Annotated in this window: 13 protein-coding genes; 2 read left to right on the top strand and 11 right to left on the bottom strand. The window is 56.9% G+C overall.

Annotation, left to right across the window (positions count from 1 at the left end):
- Positions 1 to 10: 10 nt before the first annotated feature.
- Complete coding sequence (rlmD, locus tag EPG66_RS18525; protein ID WP_039389342.1) at positions 11 to 1,327, bottom strand: 23S rRNA (uracil(1939)-C(5))-methyltransferase RlmD; 1,317 nt, start codon at positions 1,325 to 1,327, stop codon at positions 11 to 13.
- Between the two features lie 93 nt (positions 1,328 to 1,420).
- Between rlmD and barA the strand changes: the two genes are divergently transcribed.
- The gene (barA, locus tag EPG66_RS18520) at positions 1,421 to 4,150 is read left to right on the top strand and encodes a two-component sensor histidine kinase BarA (protein WP_031594086.1); all 2,730 of its coding nucleotides are present in this window, start codon (positions 1,421 to 1,423) and stop codon (positions 4,148 to 4,150) included.
- Positions 4,151 to 4,204: 54 nt separating this feature from the next.
- On the opposite strand, the gene EPG66_RS18515 is transcribed toward barA, so the two are convergent.
- The 6 genes from EPG66_RS18515 to EPG66_RS18490 all read right to left on the bottom strand — a co-directional run bounded on the left by EPG66_RS18515 (position 4,205) and on the right by EPG66_RS18490 (position 11,186).
- Complete coding sequence (locus tag EPG66_RS18515; protein WP_031594087.1) at positions 4,205 to 5,344, bottom strand: glycerate kinase; 1,140 nt, start codon at positions 5,342 to 5,344, stop codon at positions 4,205 to 4,207.
- Positions 5,345 to 5,419: 75 nt separating this feature from the next.
- On the bottom strand, positions 5,420 to 6,304 hold the full coding sequence (gene garR / locus EPG66_RS18510) for a 2-hydroxy-3-oxopropionate reductase (RefSeq protein ID WP_010248583.1): 885 nt from the start codon (positions 6,302 to 6,304) through the stop codon (positions 5,420 to 5,422).
- Between the two features lie 19 nt (positions 6,305 to 6,323).
- Positions 6,324 to 7,094 (bottom strand): 2-dehydro-3-deoxyglucarate aldolase, encoded by a 771-nt coding sequence (gene garL / locus EPG66_RS18505; RefSeq protein ID WP_033769945.1) that lies wholly within the window; start codon positions 7,092 to 7,094, stop codon positions 6,324 to 6,326.
- A gap of 45 nt (positions 7,095 to 7,139) precedes the next feature.
- Entirely contained in the window at positions 7,140 to 8,471 is a 1,332-nt protein-coding gene (gene gudD, locus EPG66_RS18500) for a glucarate dehydratase (protein ID WP_010248587.1), read from the bottom strand.
- A 10-nt stretch (positions 8,472 to 8,481) separates the two neighbouring features.
- On the bottom strand, positions 8,482 to 9,828 hold the full coding sequence (locus EPG66_RS18495; RefSeq protein ID WP_039389335.1) for an enolase C-terminal domain-like protein: 1,347 nt from the start codon (positions 9,826 to 9,828) through the stop codon (positions 8,482 to 8,484).
- The gene (locus EPG66_RS18490; protein WP_010248591.1) at positions 9,825 to 11,186 is read right to left on the bottom strand and encodes an MFS transporter; all 1,362 of its coding nucleotides are present in this window, start codon (positions 11,184 to 11,186) and stop codon (positions 9,825 to 9,827) included. Before EPG66_RS18490 ends, EPG66_RS18495 begins: the two co-directional genes overlap by 4 nt.
- Before the next feature lie 574 nt (positions 11,187 to 11,760).
- On the opposite strand from EPG66_RS18490, the gene garD reads away from it, so the two are divergent.
- A complete protein-coding gene (gene garD / locus EPG66_RS18485) occupies positions 11,761 to 13,320 on the top strand; it encodes a galactarate dehydratase (RefSeq protein ID WP_033769943.1) in 1,560 nt (519 codons plus the stop codon).
- 78 nt (positions 13,321 to 13,398) lie between these two features.
- Here garD and EPG66_RS18480 read toward each other — a convergent pair whose 3' ends face one another.
- The 4 genes from EPG66_RS18480 to syd form a co-directional block, all read right to left on the bottom strand.
- Entirely contained in the window at positions 13,399 to 13,845 is a 447-nt protein-coding gene (locus EPG66_RS18480; protein WP_182687733.1) for a flavodoxin, read from the bottom strand.
- A 12-nt stretch (positions 13,846 to 13,857) separates the two neighbouring features.
- Positions 13,858 to 14,637, bottom strand: a complete 780-nt coding sequence (truC, locus tag EPG66_RS18475) for a tRNA pseudouridine(65) synthase TruC (RefSeq protein WP_115759102.1) — start codon at positions 14,635 to 14,637, stop codon at positions 13,858 to 13,860.
- Positions 14,637 to 14,966 (bottom strand): YqcC family protein, encoded by a 330-nt coding sequence (locus EPG66_RS18470; RefSeq protein ID WP_031594512.1) that lies wholly within the window; start codon positions 14,964 to 14,966, stop codon positions 14,637 to 14,639. The genes truC and EPG66_RS18470 overlap by 1 nt, the downstream gene beginning before the upstream one ends.
- 587 nt (positions 14,967 to 15,553) lie before the next feature.
- Complete coding sequence (gene syd / locus EPG66_RS18465; RefSeq protein WP_182687731.1) at positions 15,554 to 16,102, bottom strand: SecY-interacting protein; 549 nt, start codon at positions 16,100 to 16,102, stop codon at positions 15,554 to 15,556.
- Positions 16,103 to 16,140: the final 38 nt, after the last annotated feature.

Below are 16,140 nucleotides of genomic sequence, written 5' to 3'. Positions count from 1 at the left end.
CATACATCGCTTATGTTTTTCTGAACAGCACCATGGATTCGAGATGACGGGTATGTGGGAACATATCCAGCATCGCGACCCTTTCCAATTGGTAGCCTGCCGACAGCAATGTCTGGCTGTCGCGGGCGAGTGTGGTGGGATTACACGAAACATAGACCACGCGATCTGGTGCAAGTTTAACCACATGCGCCATTACGCCCGCAGCCCCGGCGCGTGCCGGATCGAGTAATACCTTGTTAAATCCCTGTGCCGCCCACGGCTGGCGCGACACTTCTTCTTCCAGATTATGCTGAAAGAAACTGACATTTTTAAGATTATTCAAATCAGCATTATACGCTGCCTGCCGCACTAATGCTGCAATCCCCTCCACACCAACCACATTATGTACGAAGATTCCTATAGGAAGTGTGAAGTTTCCCATGCCGCAAAACAGATCCAGCACCCGGTCTTCCGGCTGCAGATCGAGCCAGGCAATTGCCTTCGCGACCATCTGCTGATTAACACTGTCGTTAACCTGAATAAAATCCTGTGGGCTGAAGGTTAGCTTAAGCTGGTGAGATTGATAAAACGGCGTCGACTTACTTAACGCACTCAATTCTTCCTCGCCCGCATCCAGGAACAGCATCAGCTCATGCTTATGCGAAAACTGTTCCAGTTTTTCACGGTCATCCGCATGCAGCGCATCAAGATGGCGCAGAATCATCAGCGGCCCGTTGTCTGCCAGCACCAGCTCCACATGCCCGAGACGCCTGACGGCGCGTAAGTCACTGAGACACTGGTGCAATGGAACCAGTAAAGCCTCAAGTTCGGGCACTAAAATGGGGCATTGCTGAATATCGACCAGATCGTTGCTGGCTTCCTGACGGAACCCCATCTGCAACCGCTGCGCCTTATTTTGCCATTGCAGCCCCAGACGGGCGCGACGACGATAGCCCCAGGGCTGACCGGCGATCACCTCATCCACCGCCACATCTTGTGCGGCGACCTGGCGCAGCATCCGGCTCAGCGCCTGGGCTTTGCTCTGCTGTTGCAGCGCCACATCGGCATGCTGCTGCTGGCAGCCGCCGCAGCGTTCATAATGTGGGCAGCGCGGCGTGACGCGCGCCGGACTGCGGCTAATCAGTCGTGTCACTTTCGCCCGGGCAAATTGACGTTTATCCTCTGTCAGCATGACCTCCGCCTGTTCCCCAGGCAGGGCACCGGCGACAAAAAGGGTTTTGCCCTTGTGACGCGCCACACCTTGTCCGAACGGATCGAGCGCCTCAATGGTGACGGTAATCCGTTGTTGCGTCGTCACGCGCTGTTTTGCAACGTAAAATTGCGCCATAGTGTTATTAATTCTCTTTATCGAAAACGACCTGCATTGTTTTGCCGACAGCATGCACAGGGACGTTAATGCCGGAGTAGCCAGGCGACTATTATGACCAAATACAGCCTGCGGGCGCGAATGATGATTTTAATTCTGGCACCCACGCTGATGGTTGGCCTGCTGCTCAGCTCATTTTTTGTGGTACACCGCTACAATGAACTGCAGCGCCAGGTTATCGATGCCGGAGCCAATATCATTGAACCGCTGGCGATCTCCAGCGAATACAGCATGACCTGGCACAATCGTGACGCCATGCGTGAACTGGTCAGCCTGCTGCACCGCCGCCATTCCGGCATCGTCCGGGCGATCTCGGTATTTGATAATCACAACCAGCTCTACGTCACCTCCAATCACAAGCAGAACCTCAGCCTGCTGCAACAGGATGATATCCGCGCCCTGCCCGACGATGTCTCAATGGAGCGTCACGGCAACGTATTGATTCTGCGCACACCGATCACCACCGAGCGTTACGATGTGGATGAATTGCCGGACGAAGATGCCAAGCCGTCGGGCAATCCGCTGGGCTACGTGGCGATAGAACTGGATCTGCAGTCGGTGCGCCTGCAGCAGTACAAAGAGGTGTTTGTCGCCACGCTGATGCTGCTCTTCTGCCTCTGCCTGGCCATGCTGTTTGCCTATCGTCTGATGCGTGATGTCACCGGCCCGATCCGCAATATGGTCACCACCGTTGACCGCATCCGTCGCGGCCAGCTCGACAGCCGCGTTGAGGGATACATGCTGGGTGAGCTCAGCATTCTGAAAAACGGGATTAATGCGATGGCGATGTCGCTGACCGCCTATCACGAAGAGATGCAGCACAATATCGATCAGGCGACCTACGATCTGCGAGAGACGCTGGAACAGCTGGAGATTCAGAACGTTGAGCTGGATCTGGCGAAGAAACGCGCCCAGGAAGCGGCGCGCATCAAATCTGAGTTTCTGGCCAATATGTCGCATGAACTGCGGACGCCGCTTAATGGCGTGCTGGGCTTTACCCGGCAGATGCTGAAAACCCAGCTGCGCACCACCCAGCGCGACTATATGCAGACCATTGAACGTTCAGCCAATAACCTGCTCAGTATTATCAATGACGTGCTCGATTTCTCAAAGCTGGAAGCGGGCAAACTAATGCTGGAGGCGATCCCCTTCCCGCTGCGTGCCACACTGGATGAAACGCTGGTGCTGCTGGCTCCGTCGGCGCATGACAAAGGGCTGGAGCTGACGGTGGTGTGTGACAGCAGCGTGCCGGACAACGTGATTGGCGATGCGCTGCGCCTGCAACAGATTCTGATTAACCTGATCGGCAACGCCATCAAGTTTACCGAGAAAGGGTATATCGGCCTGCGCGTCGGACAGCGGGTGATCACACAGACGCGCGTCGAGCTGGAGATTCAGGTTGAAGATAGCGGCATCGGCATCTCTGAGCAGCAACAGACACAGCTGTTCCAGGCGTTCCGTCAGGCTGACGCCAGCATTTCACGCCGTCATGGGGGGACCGGGCTGGGGCTGGTGATCACCCAGAAACTGGTGCGGGAGATGGGCGGCGAAATCACCTTCAGCAGTCAGCCGGACAAGGGCTCCACCTTTGTGATTCGCGTGCAGCTGGATCTCAATCCCAATGCGCCCGGCATGCCACGCGTGCTCGATGCGCTGTCACATGCGCGCATTGCCTATGTTGAAGCGGATGCTAACGTTGCCAGCGCAGCACTGGAGATGTTGAGCGCCACACCATTGCAGATCGATTACAGCGAAACGCTGGAGGGTTTAAAAGCGTCTCACTATCCGCTGCTGCTGATGGCGATGCCGGTCGACATCAGTCAGCCCGAGCTGCTCAATGAACGCATGATTAATGCGCTGCTGGATCGGGCCGACAACGTGCTGATGGCGCTCCCCAGCCCGATGATGTTGCTGGCGGATGAGCTGAAGGTACGCGGCATCGACGGTTGTATCGCTAAACCGATCTCCCTGACGCGACTCCTGCCGATGTTACTGGATATGCATACCCGTCAGATCAGCGAACTGCCGCTTTCACCCCGGCTGCCGCTGACGGTGATGGCGGTGGATGATAACCCCGCCAACCTCAAGCTGATTGGCGCGCTGCTGGAGGAGCAGGTGCAGAACATCCTGCTGTGCAGCAGCGCCGAACATGCCATCCGTGAAGCACGTCAGCAGTCGCTGGATGTGATTCTGATGGATATTCAGATGCCGGACATCGATGGCATTCGCGCCAGCGAAATTATCCGCAGCATGCCGCATCATGCCAGTACACCGATTGTGGCGGTCACCGCCCATGCGATTGATGGTGAACGTGAACAATTGATCAAGGCGGGCATGAATGACTATCTTGCCAAACCGATTGATGAGAGCAAGTTAAGACAGTTGCTGGCGCGCTATACGCCACCTCCGGTGGTCACCGTGCCGGAGCTGCTGCCAATATTACCCACGCTGGACTGGCAACTGGCGCTGCGACAGGCGGCGAACAAAGCCGATCTGGCGCGCGATCTGCTGCGGATGCTGCTGGAATTTTTGCCGGAAGTGCATGCGAAGATGGCGCAGTTTATGTCGACCAATGAGGTCAACGCCCTGCGTGAGATTATTCACAAGCTGCACGGCAGTGCCAGCTACAGCGGCGTGCCGCGCATGAAGCAACTCTGCCATCAGCTGGAAAGAGAGCTGCTTGAGGCCAGCGATATCGCTGCGCTGGAGCCGGAACTGCTGGAGCTGCAGGATGAGATGGAGAACGTCGCCCGAGAAGCCCGACAGCTGTTAGGGATTGGGTAAGGCTATTGGTTAGTTAAACCCGGCCCATGTTGAGTGGCCGGGTAATGCTGGGAGTTAGTTAAACCCGGCCAGCTTTAACGTGGCTGCCACATTACGCGCCGTCATCTCAACATTCTTTCCGGCGCTGGCGAGTGCCTCATCCAGGGTACAGATGCTGTAGAGCACGCTGAATACCGCATCGATCCCGTGCTGATGCACCACGCCGACATCGGCCGTCAGGCTTCCGGCGATGCCAATCACCGGCTTATTAAAGCGCTTTGCCACGCTGGCGACGCCGATCGGCACCTTGCCATTAATACTCTGGCTGTCGATACGCCCTTCACCGGTAATCACCAGGTCAGCATCTTTTACCTGTTCAGCCAGCCCCAGCGCCTCAGTAACAATCTCAATGCCGCGCCGCAGCTCCGCATGACAGAAGGCGTGCAGCGCCGCCCCCATACCGCCCGCTGCGCCGCCGCCCGGAATATGCAGCACATCAATATCGAGATCGCGGTGAATTATCGCGGCGTAATGGGCCAGCGCCTGATCGAGCTGCTGCACCAGCGCCGGTGTCGCCCCTTTCTGCGGGCCGAAAATGGCCGATGCACCCTCTTTGCCCGTCAGCGGATTGGTGACGTCACAGGCCACTTCAATGCGGCACTGATGAATGCGGGCGTCCAGCGCGTCAATATCAATGCTGGCAAGATCGGCGAGCGCACCGCCACCGTGACCGATCTCGCAGCCCTGGGCGTCCAGCAGCCGGGCGCCCAGCGCCTGCATCATGCCGGCTCCGCCATCATTGGTGGCGCTGCCGCCGATACCAATGATGATATGGCCGACCCCCTTATCCAGCGCATGTCTGATCAACTCGCCGGTGCCAAATGAGGTCGTTATCAGCGGGTCACGCTGCGATGCAGGCACCCGCTCCAGTCCACTGGCAGCGGCCATTTCGATATAGGCGGTGGACTCATCACCGGACAGGCCATAGAAGGCGCTGACCTGTGTTCCCAGCGGCCCCGTCACCTTCAGCCTGACGATTTTTCCCTTCGTCGCCGCCACCATCGCTTCTACCGTTCCTTCTCCGCCGTCGGCGACCGGTATTTTCACGTAATGCGCATCGGGAAAGATGTCACGGAAACCCGCTTCAATCGCCGATGCCACATCCAGGGCGGATAAACTCTCTTTATATGAATCCGGTGCGATTACGATTTTCATAGGCAATCCGAGCGCAGTTGAGTAATTGAAACGGCTCTGAACCAGTCCGGTTTCCGCAGAGACCGACACCGGGTTTTAGCGGGCGATTTCAACCTTCGCTAACTTCTCATAATAGCAGGCCAGCGCGCTATGGTCGGCGCTACCCTGTCCGTCGTTACGCAGCGCCTGCATCATCTCCATCACCGCCGCCGTCAGCGGCAGATGCGCGCCGATGCTGTGCGAGGTATCCAGCGCGTTCGCCAGATCTTTGATATGCAGGTCAATACGGAAGCCGGGTTTGAAGTTGCGATCCATCACCATGGGCGCTTTGGCATCCAGTACCGTACTGCCCGCCAGGCCGCCACGAATCGCCTGATAGACCAGATCCGGATTTACACCCGCTTTGGTCGCCAGTGATAACGCTTCGGACATCGCCGCAATATTCAGCGCCACAATCACCTGATTGGCCAGCTTAGTCACGTTACCCGCACCGATGTCGCCGGTATGCACCACCGATCCCGCCATTGATTTCATGATGTCGTAGCAGGTATCGAACACCGCTTTATCACCGCCAACCATCACAGAGAGCGTGCCTTCAATCGCTTTGGGTTCACCGCCACTGACTGGCGCATCCAGCATTTTGATCCCTTTTTCTGCCAGCGCATCATGGACTTCACGGCTCGCCAGCGGCGCAATGGAGCTCATGTCGATGACTACCAGGCCTGGCTTCGCCCCTTCGATAATGCCATTTTTACCCAGACAGACTTCGATGACCTGCGGCGAGTTGGGCACCATGGTAATCACCACATCGCACTGCTCAGCCACCTCTTTTGGCGATTTCGCCACGGTCGCGCCCAGTTCAGTCAGTTCCGCTTCGTTGTCAGCATTATGATCGCGCACTACCAGCGAATAACCGGCTTTCACCAGATTTTTACTCATTGGTTTGCCCATAATACCCAGGCCGATAAATCCAATTTTCATTGCGTTTCCCCTTAATTGATTAGCGCTTAAATTTGTCGCATAACGCCTGAGAGGCGTTGCGGAACATACCGACATCACTGCCGACGGCGACAAAAGTGGCACCCCACTCCAGATAACGACGCGCGTCCGCTTCCACCGGTGCCAGAATGCCGCTCGGCTTACCGGCGGCTTTGGCGCGTTCAAAAATGTGTTTAATTACTTTCAGCACTTCAGGATGGGCGGGCTGACCGAGATAGCCCAGCGCAGCAGAGAGATCGCCCGGCCCGACAAAAATACCGTCGACACCGTCAACCGCCGCGATGGCGTCAATGTTGTCGACCGCCTGCTGGGTTTCGATCTGCACCAGCACCGTGACGTTGTCATTGATGGTGCTGTTGTAATCCGGCAGGGTGCCGTACATGTTGCTGCGGTGCGAAACCGAGACACCGCGAATGCCGGCTGGCGGATAGCGCGTTGATGCGACGGCACGCACTGCTTCCTCTTCGGTCTCGACAAATGGCACCAGGAAGTTGTTAAAACCGATATCCAGCAGACGCTTAATGATCACCGGCTCGTTGCAGGGCGGACGCACCACGGGTGCACTGTGGCTGCCTTTAAGCGCCATCAACTGCGGCACAAACGTGGTGATATCGTTGGGCGCGTGTTCGCCATCCAGGACCAGCCAGTCAAAACCGGCCAGCCCTAAAATCTCGGTAGAAATCGGGCTGGCAAGCGCACACCAGCTGCCGATCAGGGTTTCACCCGCTAACAAACGACGACGAAATCCATTTGGCCAGGCTGCATTACTCATGGTTAAACTCCTGTGACGATGGCTCCCCGTGGGGAGCCGAAAAGGTTAACGTACCAGGCAGGGACGTTTGTTGTCGTAGGTCCATCCCGGCACTAAAAATTGCATCGCTTCGGCATCGTCACGCGCGCCCAGCCCCTGCTTCTGATAGAGCGCGTTGGCCTGCATCACCTGATCCATATCCAGCTCGACACCGAGACCGGGCTTCTGCGGTACCTGCACCATGCCGCCTTTGATCTGGAATGGCTCTTTGGTCAGGCGCTGATTGCCCTCCTGCCAGATCCAGTGGGTATCAATGGCGGTGATCGCGCCCGGCGCGGCAGCGGCGACGTGGGTGAACATCGCCAGCGAAATATCGAAGTGGTTATTGGAGTGCGAGCCCCATGTCAGGCCGAAGTCGTGACACATCTGTGCTACCCGCACCGAACCCTGCATGGTCCAGAAGTGCGGATCCGCCAGCGGAATGTCCACCGACTGCAGCGACAGGGTATGGCCCATCTGACGCCAGTCGGTGGCGATCATATTGGTGGCGGTTGGCATGCCGGTGGCGCGGCGGAACTCCGCCATCACTTCACGGCCGGAGTAGCCCTGCTCCGCGCCACAGGGATCTTCTGCGTAGGCGAGCACATCTTTGAGCTGTTTGCCGAGCATGATCGCTTCGTTGAGCGACCAGGCCCCGTTGGGATCAAGGGTGATACGGGCTTCAGGAAAACGCTTGGCCAGCGCAGTGACCGCTTCGGCCTCTTCGCCGCCGCGCAGCACGCCACCTTTGAGTTTGAAATCGTTGAAGCCATATTTCTCATACGCCGCTTCCGCCAGTCGCACCACCGTCTCCGGGGTTAGCGCCTCTTCGTGGCGCAGGCGATACCAGTCGCACGGATCGCTCTCCTGGCTCTGGTAAGAGAGGGACGTTTTGCGGCGGTCGCCGATGTAGAACAGATAGCCGAGCATCTCAACGCGGTCGCGCTGCTGTCCGTCGCCCAGCAGCGAGGCCACATTAACTTCCAGATGCTGACCCAGCAGGTCGAGCAGCGCCGCTTCAATGCCGGTCACCACATGAATAGTGGTGCGCAGATCGAAGGTCTGGGTGCCGCGCCCGCTGGCATCGCGGTCGGCGAAGGTGCTGCGCACCAGGCTGAGAATGTTTTTGTATTCGCCCACGGTTTTGCCAATCACCAGCGACGCCGCATCTTCCAGCGTCTGGCGGATTTTTTCGCCACCCGGAATTTCTCCGACGCCGGTGTGTCCGGCATTATCTTTGATAATCACAATGTTGCGGGTAAAGAATGGCGAGTGAGCGCCGCTGAGGTTCAGCAGCATGCTGTCGTAGCCTGCGACCGGAATAACCTGCATGGCGGTGACTTTCGGTGTTGAACTCATCTCCTGCTCCTTATGCTGTTGCTCGGCCAAATGCCGGGCGTTTGCGATCAAATGTCCAGCCGGGGACCAGATATTGCATCGCCGTGGCGTCGTTACGTGCACCGGCGGGCAGTGACTGATAGAGCTGATTGGCTTTATTTACCTGCTCCCAGTCGAGCTCAATGCCCAGACCCGGCGCATCCGGTACGGCAATTTTCCCGTTGCGGATTTGCAGCGGATTTTTCGTCAGGCGCTGATCGCCCTCCTGCCAGATCCAGTGGGTATCAATCGCGGTAGGATTACCTGGCGCCGCCGCACCCACATGGGTGAACATCGCCAGCGAAATATCGAAGTGGTTATTGGAGTGGCAGCCCCAGGTGAGGCCCCATTCATCGCAGAGCTGCGCGACCCGCACGGCACCGCTCAGCGTCCAGAAGTGAGGATCCGCCAGCGGAATATCGACCGCATTGAGCATCACCGCATGATTCATCTCGCGCCAGTTGGTGGCGATCATATTGGTGGCCACCGGTAAGCCAGTTGCGCGCCGGAACTCGGCCATCACTTCACGTCCCGAATAGCCCTGCTCCGCGCCGCACGGATCTTCAGCGTAGCTCAGCACATCCTGCATCCCTTTACACAGCGCTATCGCCTCGTCCAGCAGCCAGGCGCCGTTCGGGTCGACCGTAATGCGGGCGTCGGGAAAGCGCTGCTTCAGCGCCGCCGCGGTGGCAATCTCCTGCTCGCCCGGCAACACGCCGCCTTTGAGCTTAAAATCTTTGAAGCCATATTTATCCGCAGCCGCCTCAGCCAGCCGTACCACGGCATCGCTGGTCAGCGCTTCCTGATGACGCAGGTGATACCAGTCGTGGCTGGCCTGCTCACCACTCAGATAGGGCAGATCGGTCTTGCGGCGGTCGCCGAGATAGAACAGATAGCCCAGCACCGTCACTTCATCACGCTGTTTACCTGGCCCCAGCAGTTCAGCCACCGGTACGCCCAGACACTGTCCCAGTAGATCGAGCAGCGCCGCTTCCAGCGCGGCTACCGCGTTGACCCGCAACTCAAAAGTCCAGGCACCGTTGCCGAAGGTAGTGAAGTCAGCCGACTGATTGCCTTTGTGCACCTGCTGCACCAGACGGTTCATTCGCGCAATCTGCTGGCCTTTCACCTGCGGAATCGCCTCTACCAGCGTCTTATAGATGGTGTCGCCGCCGGGGGCTTCACCGACGCCGGTGTGACCGGCGCTGTCGGTGAGAACCACAATATTGCGGGTAAAACAGGCGTTGTGCGCACCGCCAATATTGAGCAGCATGCTGTCATAACCGGCGACCGGGATAACCTGCATCTCAGTAATCACCGGCGAACTTTGCGTATTCATAATGCATCCTTACCGGGCCAGGTTTTCAGTTCGACACGTTTGATGTCGCCCGCGATCACCAGGAAGCTGAATGCGGCGACAAAGGCGTGAATACCGACATAGATCAGCGCGCCTTCAAAGGAGCCGCTGGTGGCGATGATGTAACCGATGGCGATAGGCGTCACGATGCCAGAGAAGTTACCGAACATGTTGAACAGACCGCCGCTCAGGCCACTGATCTCTTTCGGCGCGGTATCTGCCATCACTGCCCAGCCCAGCGCACCGATGCCTTTACCAAAGAACGCCAGTGCCATGAAGAACACCACCACCCATTCGGTATCGGTGTAGTTACACATCACCATCGAAATAGAGAGCAGCATGCCGAGCACGATCGGCGTTTTACGCGCGATATTCAGGGAGCCGGTTTTACGCATCAGCCAGTCGGAGATCACCCCGCCCAGTACGCCGCCGAGGAAGCCGCACACCGCCGGAATCGAGGCAATAAAGCCCGCTTTGAGAATCGACATGCCGCGCGCCTGTACCAGATAGACCGGGAACCAGGTGATAAAAAAGTAGGTTAAGGCGTTAACACAGTACTGACCGAGGTAGATACCCAGCATCATGCGTGACGTCAGCAGCTGTTTGATCTGGAACCACTTCTCGCTCCAGCTCACTTTGCGGCTATCCTTTTTGACATCCATGTTGATCAGCGCACCGCCCTGCTCCATGTACTCCAGTTCGGCTTTATTCACGCCTGGGTGATCGGTGGGATCGTGGATCACTTTCAGCCAGATGAAACTGAGGATGATGCCCAGGCCGCCCATGAACCAGAACACGTGCGCCCAGCCCACGGAAGAGACCAGCCAGCCCATGATGGGCGCGAAGATGACGGTGGCGAAGTATTGAGCCGAGTTGAAGATCGCCACGGCCGTGCCACGCTCCTGCGCCGGAAACCAGGCCGCGACAATGCGGCTGTTGCCAGGGAAGGAGGGCGCTTCGGCCAGTCCCACAAGGAAACGCAGAATAAACAGTGACATGATGATGCCGAAGCCGCTGAACAGATCGACGAACCCTTGCAAAAAGGTAAAGAGCGACCAGGTAAAGATGCTCCAGAAATAGACGCGTTTTGAGCCGAAGCGGTCAAGCAGCCAGCCGCCTGGAATCTGACCAATAACATACGCCCATGAGAAGGCTGAGAAGATATAGCCGAGTCCGACCGAATCGAGGCCAATATCTTTTGACATCGCCGAACCGGCAATCGAAATGGTTGCGCGGTCACCGTAGTTGAATGAGGTGACGATAAATAACATCACCACAATCCAGTAACGGGCATTGGTGCGTTTCTGCACCGTTTCCGCGGTCTGGCTGAAACTATTCATGATGCACTCCTGAAATATAGCGTGAGCTACATTCGCTCTGACTGCATACACATCGCGTTGGGTATCAGAGAGAAGTTGGGTTAAACACGGCGATCTTTTTGTTTTGGCAAACTTTATTTATTCATCCGGCGTCTGGCAGCCGCGGCAGGTAATACGTCCAGGCAACCTCTTTCGGATGAATAATACGTCGTGACAGATAACCTGACTTTGGCTAACGGAACTCAGTATAAGAACAGCCTGTGGCGATCACATTGGCGCATCGCCCTGGAATAATCGCCGTATTGAAGTGATTGTCTGGCGGATGCACAAAAGCCTGCGGTATAGCTCACGAAAGTGGCAAATACCCGTGCAAAATCAGCCCCGGATAACGCTTTCCCCCGCTGTTTGTGAGGGTCTTCACTTGCTTTTGGATAATCGACCCAAAACAGCGAGGTGAATTGCCTTAATGGTGGTCATTTGCACAATGCGCGACCCGCCCCGCCTCCCTATACTGAAGCTGGCAAACAAGGGCGTGACAGGTCAGATTATTAAAGCGTGCCGCACAAGTACGGTACGACAGACAGGAAGGTGAGCGATGAACCCAAAAACAGATGAACAACCGCTCTATATCAAAGTCCATGAGCACGACAATGTGGCGATTGTGGTTAACAGCCTCGGTCTGCCAGCCGGTACGCAGTTTGCGGATGGCCTGACTCTCACAGAGCATGTGCCGCAGGGCCACAAAGTGGCGCTGAGCGCGATTAATCAGGGTGCAGAGATCGTGCGTTATGGCGAAGTCATTGGCTATGCATTGCGGGATATTGCCCAGGGCAGCTGGATTGATGAGTCACTGGTCGCGCTGCCGGAAGCCCCTCCGCTGGAGAGTCTGCCGCTAGCCACCCAGGTTCCGCCTGATTTGCCGCCGCTGGAGGGCTATACCTTTGAAGGTTACCGCAATGCGGATGGCAGCGTAGGCACGCGTAACCTGCTCGGCATCACCACCAGCGTCCACTGCGTGGCCGGTGTGGTGGATCATGTCGTACAGATCATTGAACGGGAGTTACTGCCGCGCTATCCGAACGTGGATGGTGTGGTTGCCCTGAACCACCTTTATGGCTGTGGTGTGGCGATCAACGCACCCGCGGCGGTCGTGCCGATTCGCACCATTCATAACCTGGCGCTGAATGCGAATTTCGGCGGCGAAGTGATGATCGTCAGCCTCGGCTGTGAAAAGTTACAGCCAGAGCGTCTGCTGACTGGCACCCCCGACGTGCAGGCGATTTCGCTGGACGATCATGACATCGTACGTCTGCAGGATGAAAAGCTGGTGGGCTTTGGCGCGATGGTCAATGAGATTCTGCAGGTGGCGGAGCGTCATCTCCAGCGGCTGAATCAGCGCCAGCGCGAAACCTGCTCCGCAGCAGAGCTGATTGTCGGCATGCAGTGTGGTGGCAGCGATGCGTTTTCGGGCGTGACGGCAAATCCGGCAGTGGGCTTCGCCTCTGATCTGCTGGTGCGTTGCGGTGCCACCGTGATGTTCTCGGAAGTCACTGAAGTGCGTGATGCGATTCACCTGCTGACGCCGCGGGTGATTAATCAGGAAGTCGGTAAGCGCTTACTGGAGGAGATGGCCTGGTATGATAATTACCTCGACCAGGGCCAGACCGATCGCAGCGCTAACCCGTCGCCGGGCAATAAAAAAGGCGGGCTGGCGAACGTGGTGGAAAAAGCGCTTGGCTCGATCGCAAAATCGGGACGCAGCGCCATTGTTGAAGTGCTCTCGCCCGGCCAGCGGCCCACGCGACGCGGATTGATCTACGCGGCGACGCCAGCCAGCGATTTTGTCTGCGGTACGCAGCAGCTGGCATCCGGTATCACCCTGCAGGTGTTTACTACTGGTCGCGGTACGCCTTACGGTCTTGCCGCAATTCCGGTGATCAAGATGGCGACGCGTAATGCGCTGGCGGAGCGCTGGCACGATCTGATGGACATCAATGCCGGGACGATTGCTACCGGTGAAGAGAGTATTGAGCAGGTGGGCTGGCGACTGTTTGAATTGATTCTGGATATCGCCAGTGGCAGAAAGCAGACCTGGTCCGATCGCTGGGGCATTCGTAATCAGCTGGCGGTGTTTAACCCGGCGCCTGTCACCTGATATTGCACTCAACGGACGTCGTCGTGTGCGCAACACAGGCTTATCTCAGCTAAGGCAGAGATAAGCCTGGCGTGGCAATCAGAGCTGCGCGCCCCAGGCTTCAACCCACGGCGAGGTTACCGCCTCCGGTTCCGGATTTTCAGTGGCATCAACCAGTAACACCTCGCCGACCCGCTGAGCGCCCTGCTCCTGCAGCAGCGCGTCAAAGGTTTTACCCGCGCCACAGAAATGATCATAGCTGCTGTCACCCAGCGCAATCACGCCATAGCGCAGCGCGGGCTGATGACCGAGCTGATCTTTAATCGCATAGAACAGACCTGAAATCGTGTCGGGAAAATCGCCATGCCCGGTAGTAGAAGTGACGATTAACGCCACGTCGCTGGCATAGTTTTGCCAGTCAGCCAGCGTCGGATCGTCAAACACCGTTACGCTGTGCCCCTGCTGCTGCAGAATGGGCTCTGCTTCTTCCGCGACCAGCAGCGCATTGCCATATACCGTACCTACAAAAATGCCAATCTTAGCCATCTGCTTTCTCCGTTATTCTGAAACGTTATCCTGTCCTGGCGCTGCGTCAAACTCAACCCGCGGCACCTCAGGAATGCGATCCTGCCAGCCAAACTGGTTCATCAGGTTCTGCCAGACGCCATCCAGTCCGGCGCGAAGCAACAACGGTTCACCGGTCACCGGATGAGTTAATGCCAGGCTGCTGGCGTGCAGCATCAGGCGGTTAGCGCCAAAATGTTCGGCAGCACCCCGGTTCTGACGCAGATCGCCGTGCGCCGAATCGCCAATAATCGGATGACGCAGGTGTGACATATGACGACGCAGCTGATGCTTGCGACCGGTTTTAGGGGCCAGTTCAACCAGGCTATAACGCGAAGTGGGATAACGGCCAATGCCGATCGGCATCTCGACCGTTGCCAGTGACTGATAATCGGTGACCGCGGGCTGTGCGGTGCGCGCTTCCGTGGCGTGTTTATCGGCAATTTTATCCAGCTCTTCCACCAGCGGATAATCGAGCGTCCCGCTGCTCTCCAGCCAGCCGCGAAGCACAGCGTGGTAGGTTTTCTGCATCTGGTGCTGTTCAAACTGCAGGGAAAGCAGACGTCCGACTTCACTGGAGAGCCCCATCAGCAGTACCCCTGACGTGGGCTTGTCGAGACGATGCGCCGTAAACACATGCTGCCCAATCTGATCACGAACGGTCTGCATCACAAACACCGTTTCATGGCGATCCAGCCAGCTGCGATGAACCAGCCAGCCGCTGGGCTTGTTGACGGCAACCAGCCACTCATCCTGATAGAGTATCTCCAGCATCAGTGGGCAGCATCCGTGATTAACGCATCAAGTTGACGCAGGGTCAGCAACAGCGTTGCAATACCCGGCTGGTCAGGCACCAGAGCCACCTCATAATAGGGGGCCACGGCAAAATTTTGTGGTAACGGATGTCGGGCCGCAATCAGGGCATGCATCCGCGGGACTAACACCCACTGGAGCCACTGCAGCGGCTCCAGCGTATCCAGGCAAAAGGGTTCACGGCTCTCGAGCGCCCCCTCGGCCGGCGGGGTACTCTGCCAGAGATGGTGCTCACGCATCACCGCTTCCAGTTGTTCCAGCCGTTGCGTAATTAGTTGTTCAGGCGTCATGCGCCACCTCCGCGAGCAGTCAAAAATGGGCGGCAAGCATATCACTAGTTGGCACAGGCACAAAAAAAGGGAGCACTGTATAAACAGTGCTCCCGGTTCGTTTGCAGCCATCCCGCCACGTTAATGCTCCCTGCTCTTCCATGACAACTTGTCCAGTGCGAACTCCTGTCGCGCATCGTCCTGATGTATCCTTAGCATCCTGGCCCACCACCTCTTCTGAGGGGGTTCTCATTCTCCATCCTGGAGGTGTCCCTTGCTCAATCCTGAGCTATCCTGTTTCGTCCTGAAACCTTCCGTGTGCCGTAAGCTCCGTTACGTTCCTGCCTCATGGCTTATCATCATCCTGACGATATCTTTTTCCTGAGCTTCCTGCAGTGCGAAACATTTTGACAGAACTCGTTACGCGCACAAGGTACTCACAGCAGAACTTTACGAAATGTGCGGCGTAAATTCAGATAAACGCCATTAAGTTGATGATTCACAATATTTTTACATCTCAGCCTTCCGGAAGGCTCACCTGTTATATAGCGATCTCTCACAGCACATGTAAGAGATGTCTCACAAGATCAGGGGCAAATCACTGCAACTCAGATGATAACCGGTTGTAATGACTTAAGAAATATCTCAAGCGTTTCCGCTAATTTCACACGCTGTTTACCACCAGGCTGCTCCATAATCACTTCGCCGCTGAGATTAGAAAGCGAGATGATCTCCTGTTCTGACTCGGTGGTAGCGATAAACAGCGTAGGCGACTGTTTAAGGCGGCGCTGCATCACCAGATGCCCGATCAGATTCTCCTGTAAACGCAGAAAATCATCCTCACTCCAGACCTGTAAGAGTGTCAGCTGATTCTCACCAAAACTGGCCTGCATATCACCGGCAAACTGCGTGGTATAGAAAGCCGTGATCTGCGGCTGGAGCTGGATGTCGATCGCCCGCTCAACCGCATCCAGCGTCTGTGGCAGAGTAAAAGGCTGCGGCTGCCAGAAGACCTGCTGATCGCGATCCTCCAGGGCACAGGGCGAAGGTACGCCAAAGAGATCGCTGCTGGCCGGCGCATGCCCGGCCTGCTGAAGCCAGTGCTGGCAGTATCGGGTGGTAAAGTCGCGCAACGCGGCGGCAGTTTGCTGCATCATTCATATTCTCACTTCTGATGGGTTACACTTAGCCACTT

The organism is Pantoea pleuroti (assembly GCF_014156615.1).
Taxonomy (GTDB): domain Bacteria; phylum Pseudomonadota; class Gammaproteobacteria; order Enterobacterales; family Enterobacteriaceae; genus Pantoea; species Pantoea agglomerans.
The sequence above is the reverse complement of the archived record's forward strand: the minus strand, read 5'-3'. Positions and strand labels throughout refer to the sequence as shown.

Bases quoted from the DNA above. Each gene is read 5' to 3' on its own strand.
- rlmD (WP_039389342.1), bottom strand. From the start codon at position 1,327: ATGGCGCAATTTTACGTTGCAAAACAGCGCGTGACGACGCAACAACGG.
- barA (WP_031594086.1), top strand. From the start codon at position 1,421: ATGACCAAATACAGCCTGCGGGCGCGAATGATGATTTTAATTCTGGCA.
- EPG66_RS18515 (WP_031594087.1), bottom strand. From the start codon at position 5,344: ATGAAAATCGTAATCGCACCGGATTCATATAAAGAGAGTTTATCCGCC.
- garR (WP_010248583.1), bottom strand. From the start codon at position 6,304: ATGAAAATTGGATTTATCGGCCTGGGTATTATGGGCAAACCAATGAGT.
- garL (WP_033769945.1), bottom strand. From the start codon at position 7,094: ATGAGTAATGCAGCCTGGCCAAATGGATTTCGTCGTCGTTTGTTAGCG.
- gudD (WP_010248587.1), bottom strand. From the start codon at position 8,471: ATGAGTTCAACACCGAAAGTCACCGCCATGCAGGTTATTCCGGTCGCA.
- EPG66_RS18495 (WP_039389335.1), bottom strand. From the start codon at position 9,828: ATGAATACGCAAAGTTCGCCGGTGATTACTGAGATGCAGGTTATCCCG.
- EPG66_RS18490 (WP_010248591.1), bottom strand. From the start codon at position 11,186: ATGAATAGTTTCAGCCAGACCGCGGAAACGGTGCAGAAACGCACCAAT.
- garD (WP_033769943.1), top strand. From the start codon at position 11,761: ATGAACCCAAAAACAGATGAACAACCGCTCTATATCAAAGTCCATGAG.
- EPG66_RS18480 (WP_182687733.1), bottom strand. From the start codon at position 13,845: ATGGCTAAGATTGGCATTTTTGTAGGTACGGTATATGGCAATGCGCTG.
- truC (WP_115759102.1), bottom strand. From the start codon at position 14,637: ATGCTGGAGATACTCTATCAGGATGAGTGGCTGGTTGCCGTCAACAAG.
- EPG66_RS18470 (WP_031594512.1), bottom strand. From the start codon at position 14,966: ATGACGCCTGAACAACTAATTACGCAACGGCTGGAACAACTGGAAGCG.
- syd (WP_182687731.1), bottom strand. From the start codon at position 16,102: ATGATGCAGCAAACTGCCGCCGCGTTGCGCGACTTTACCACCCGATAC.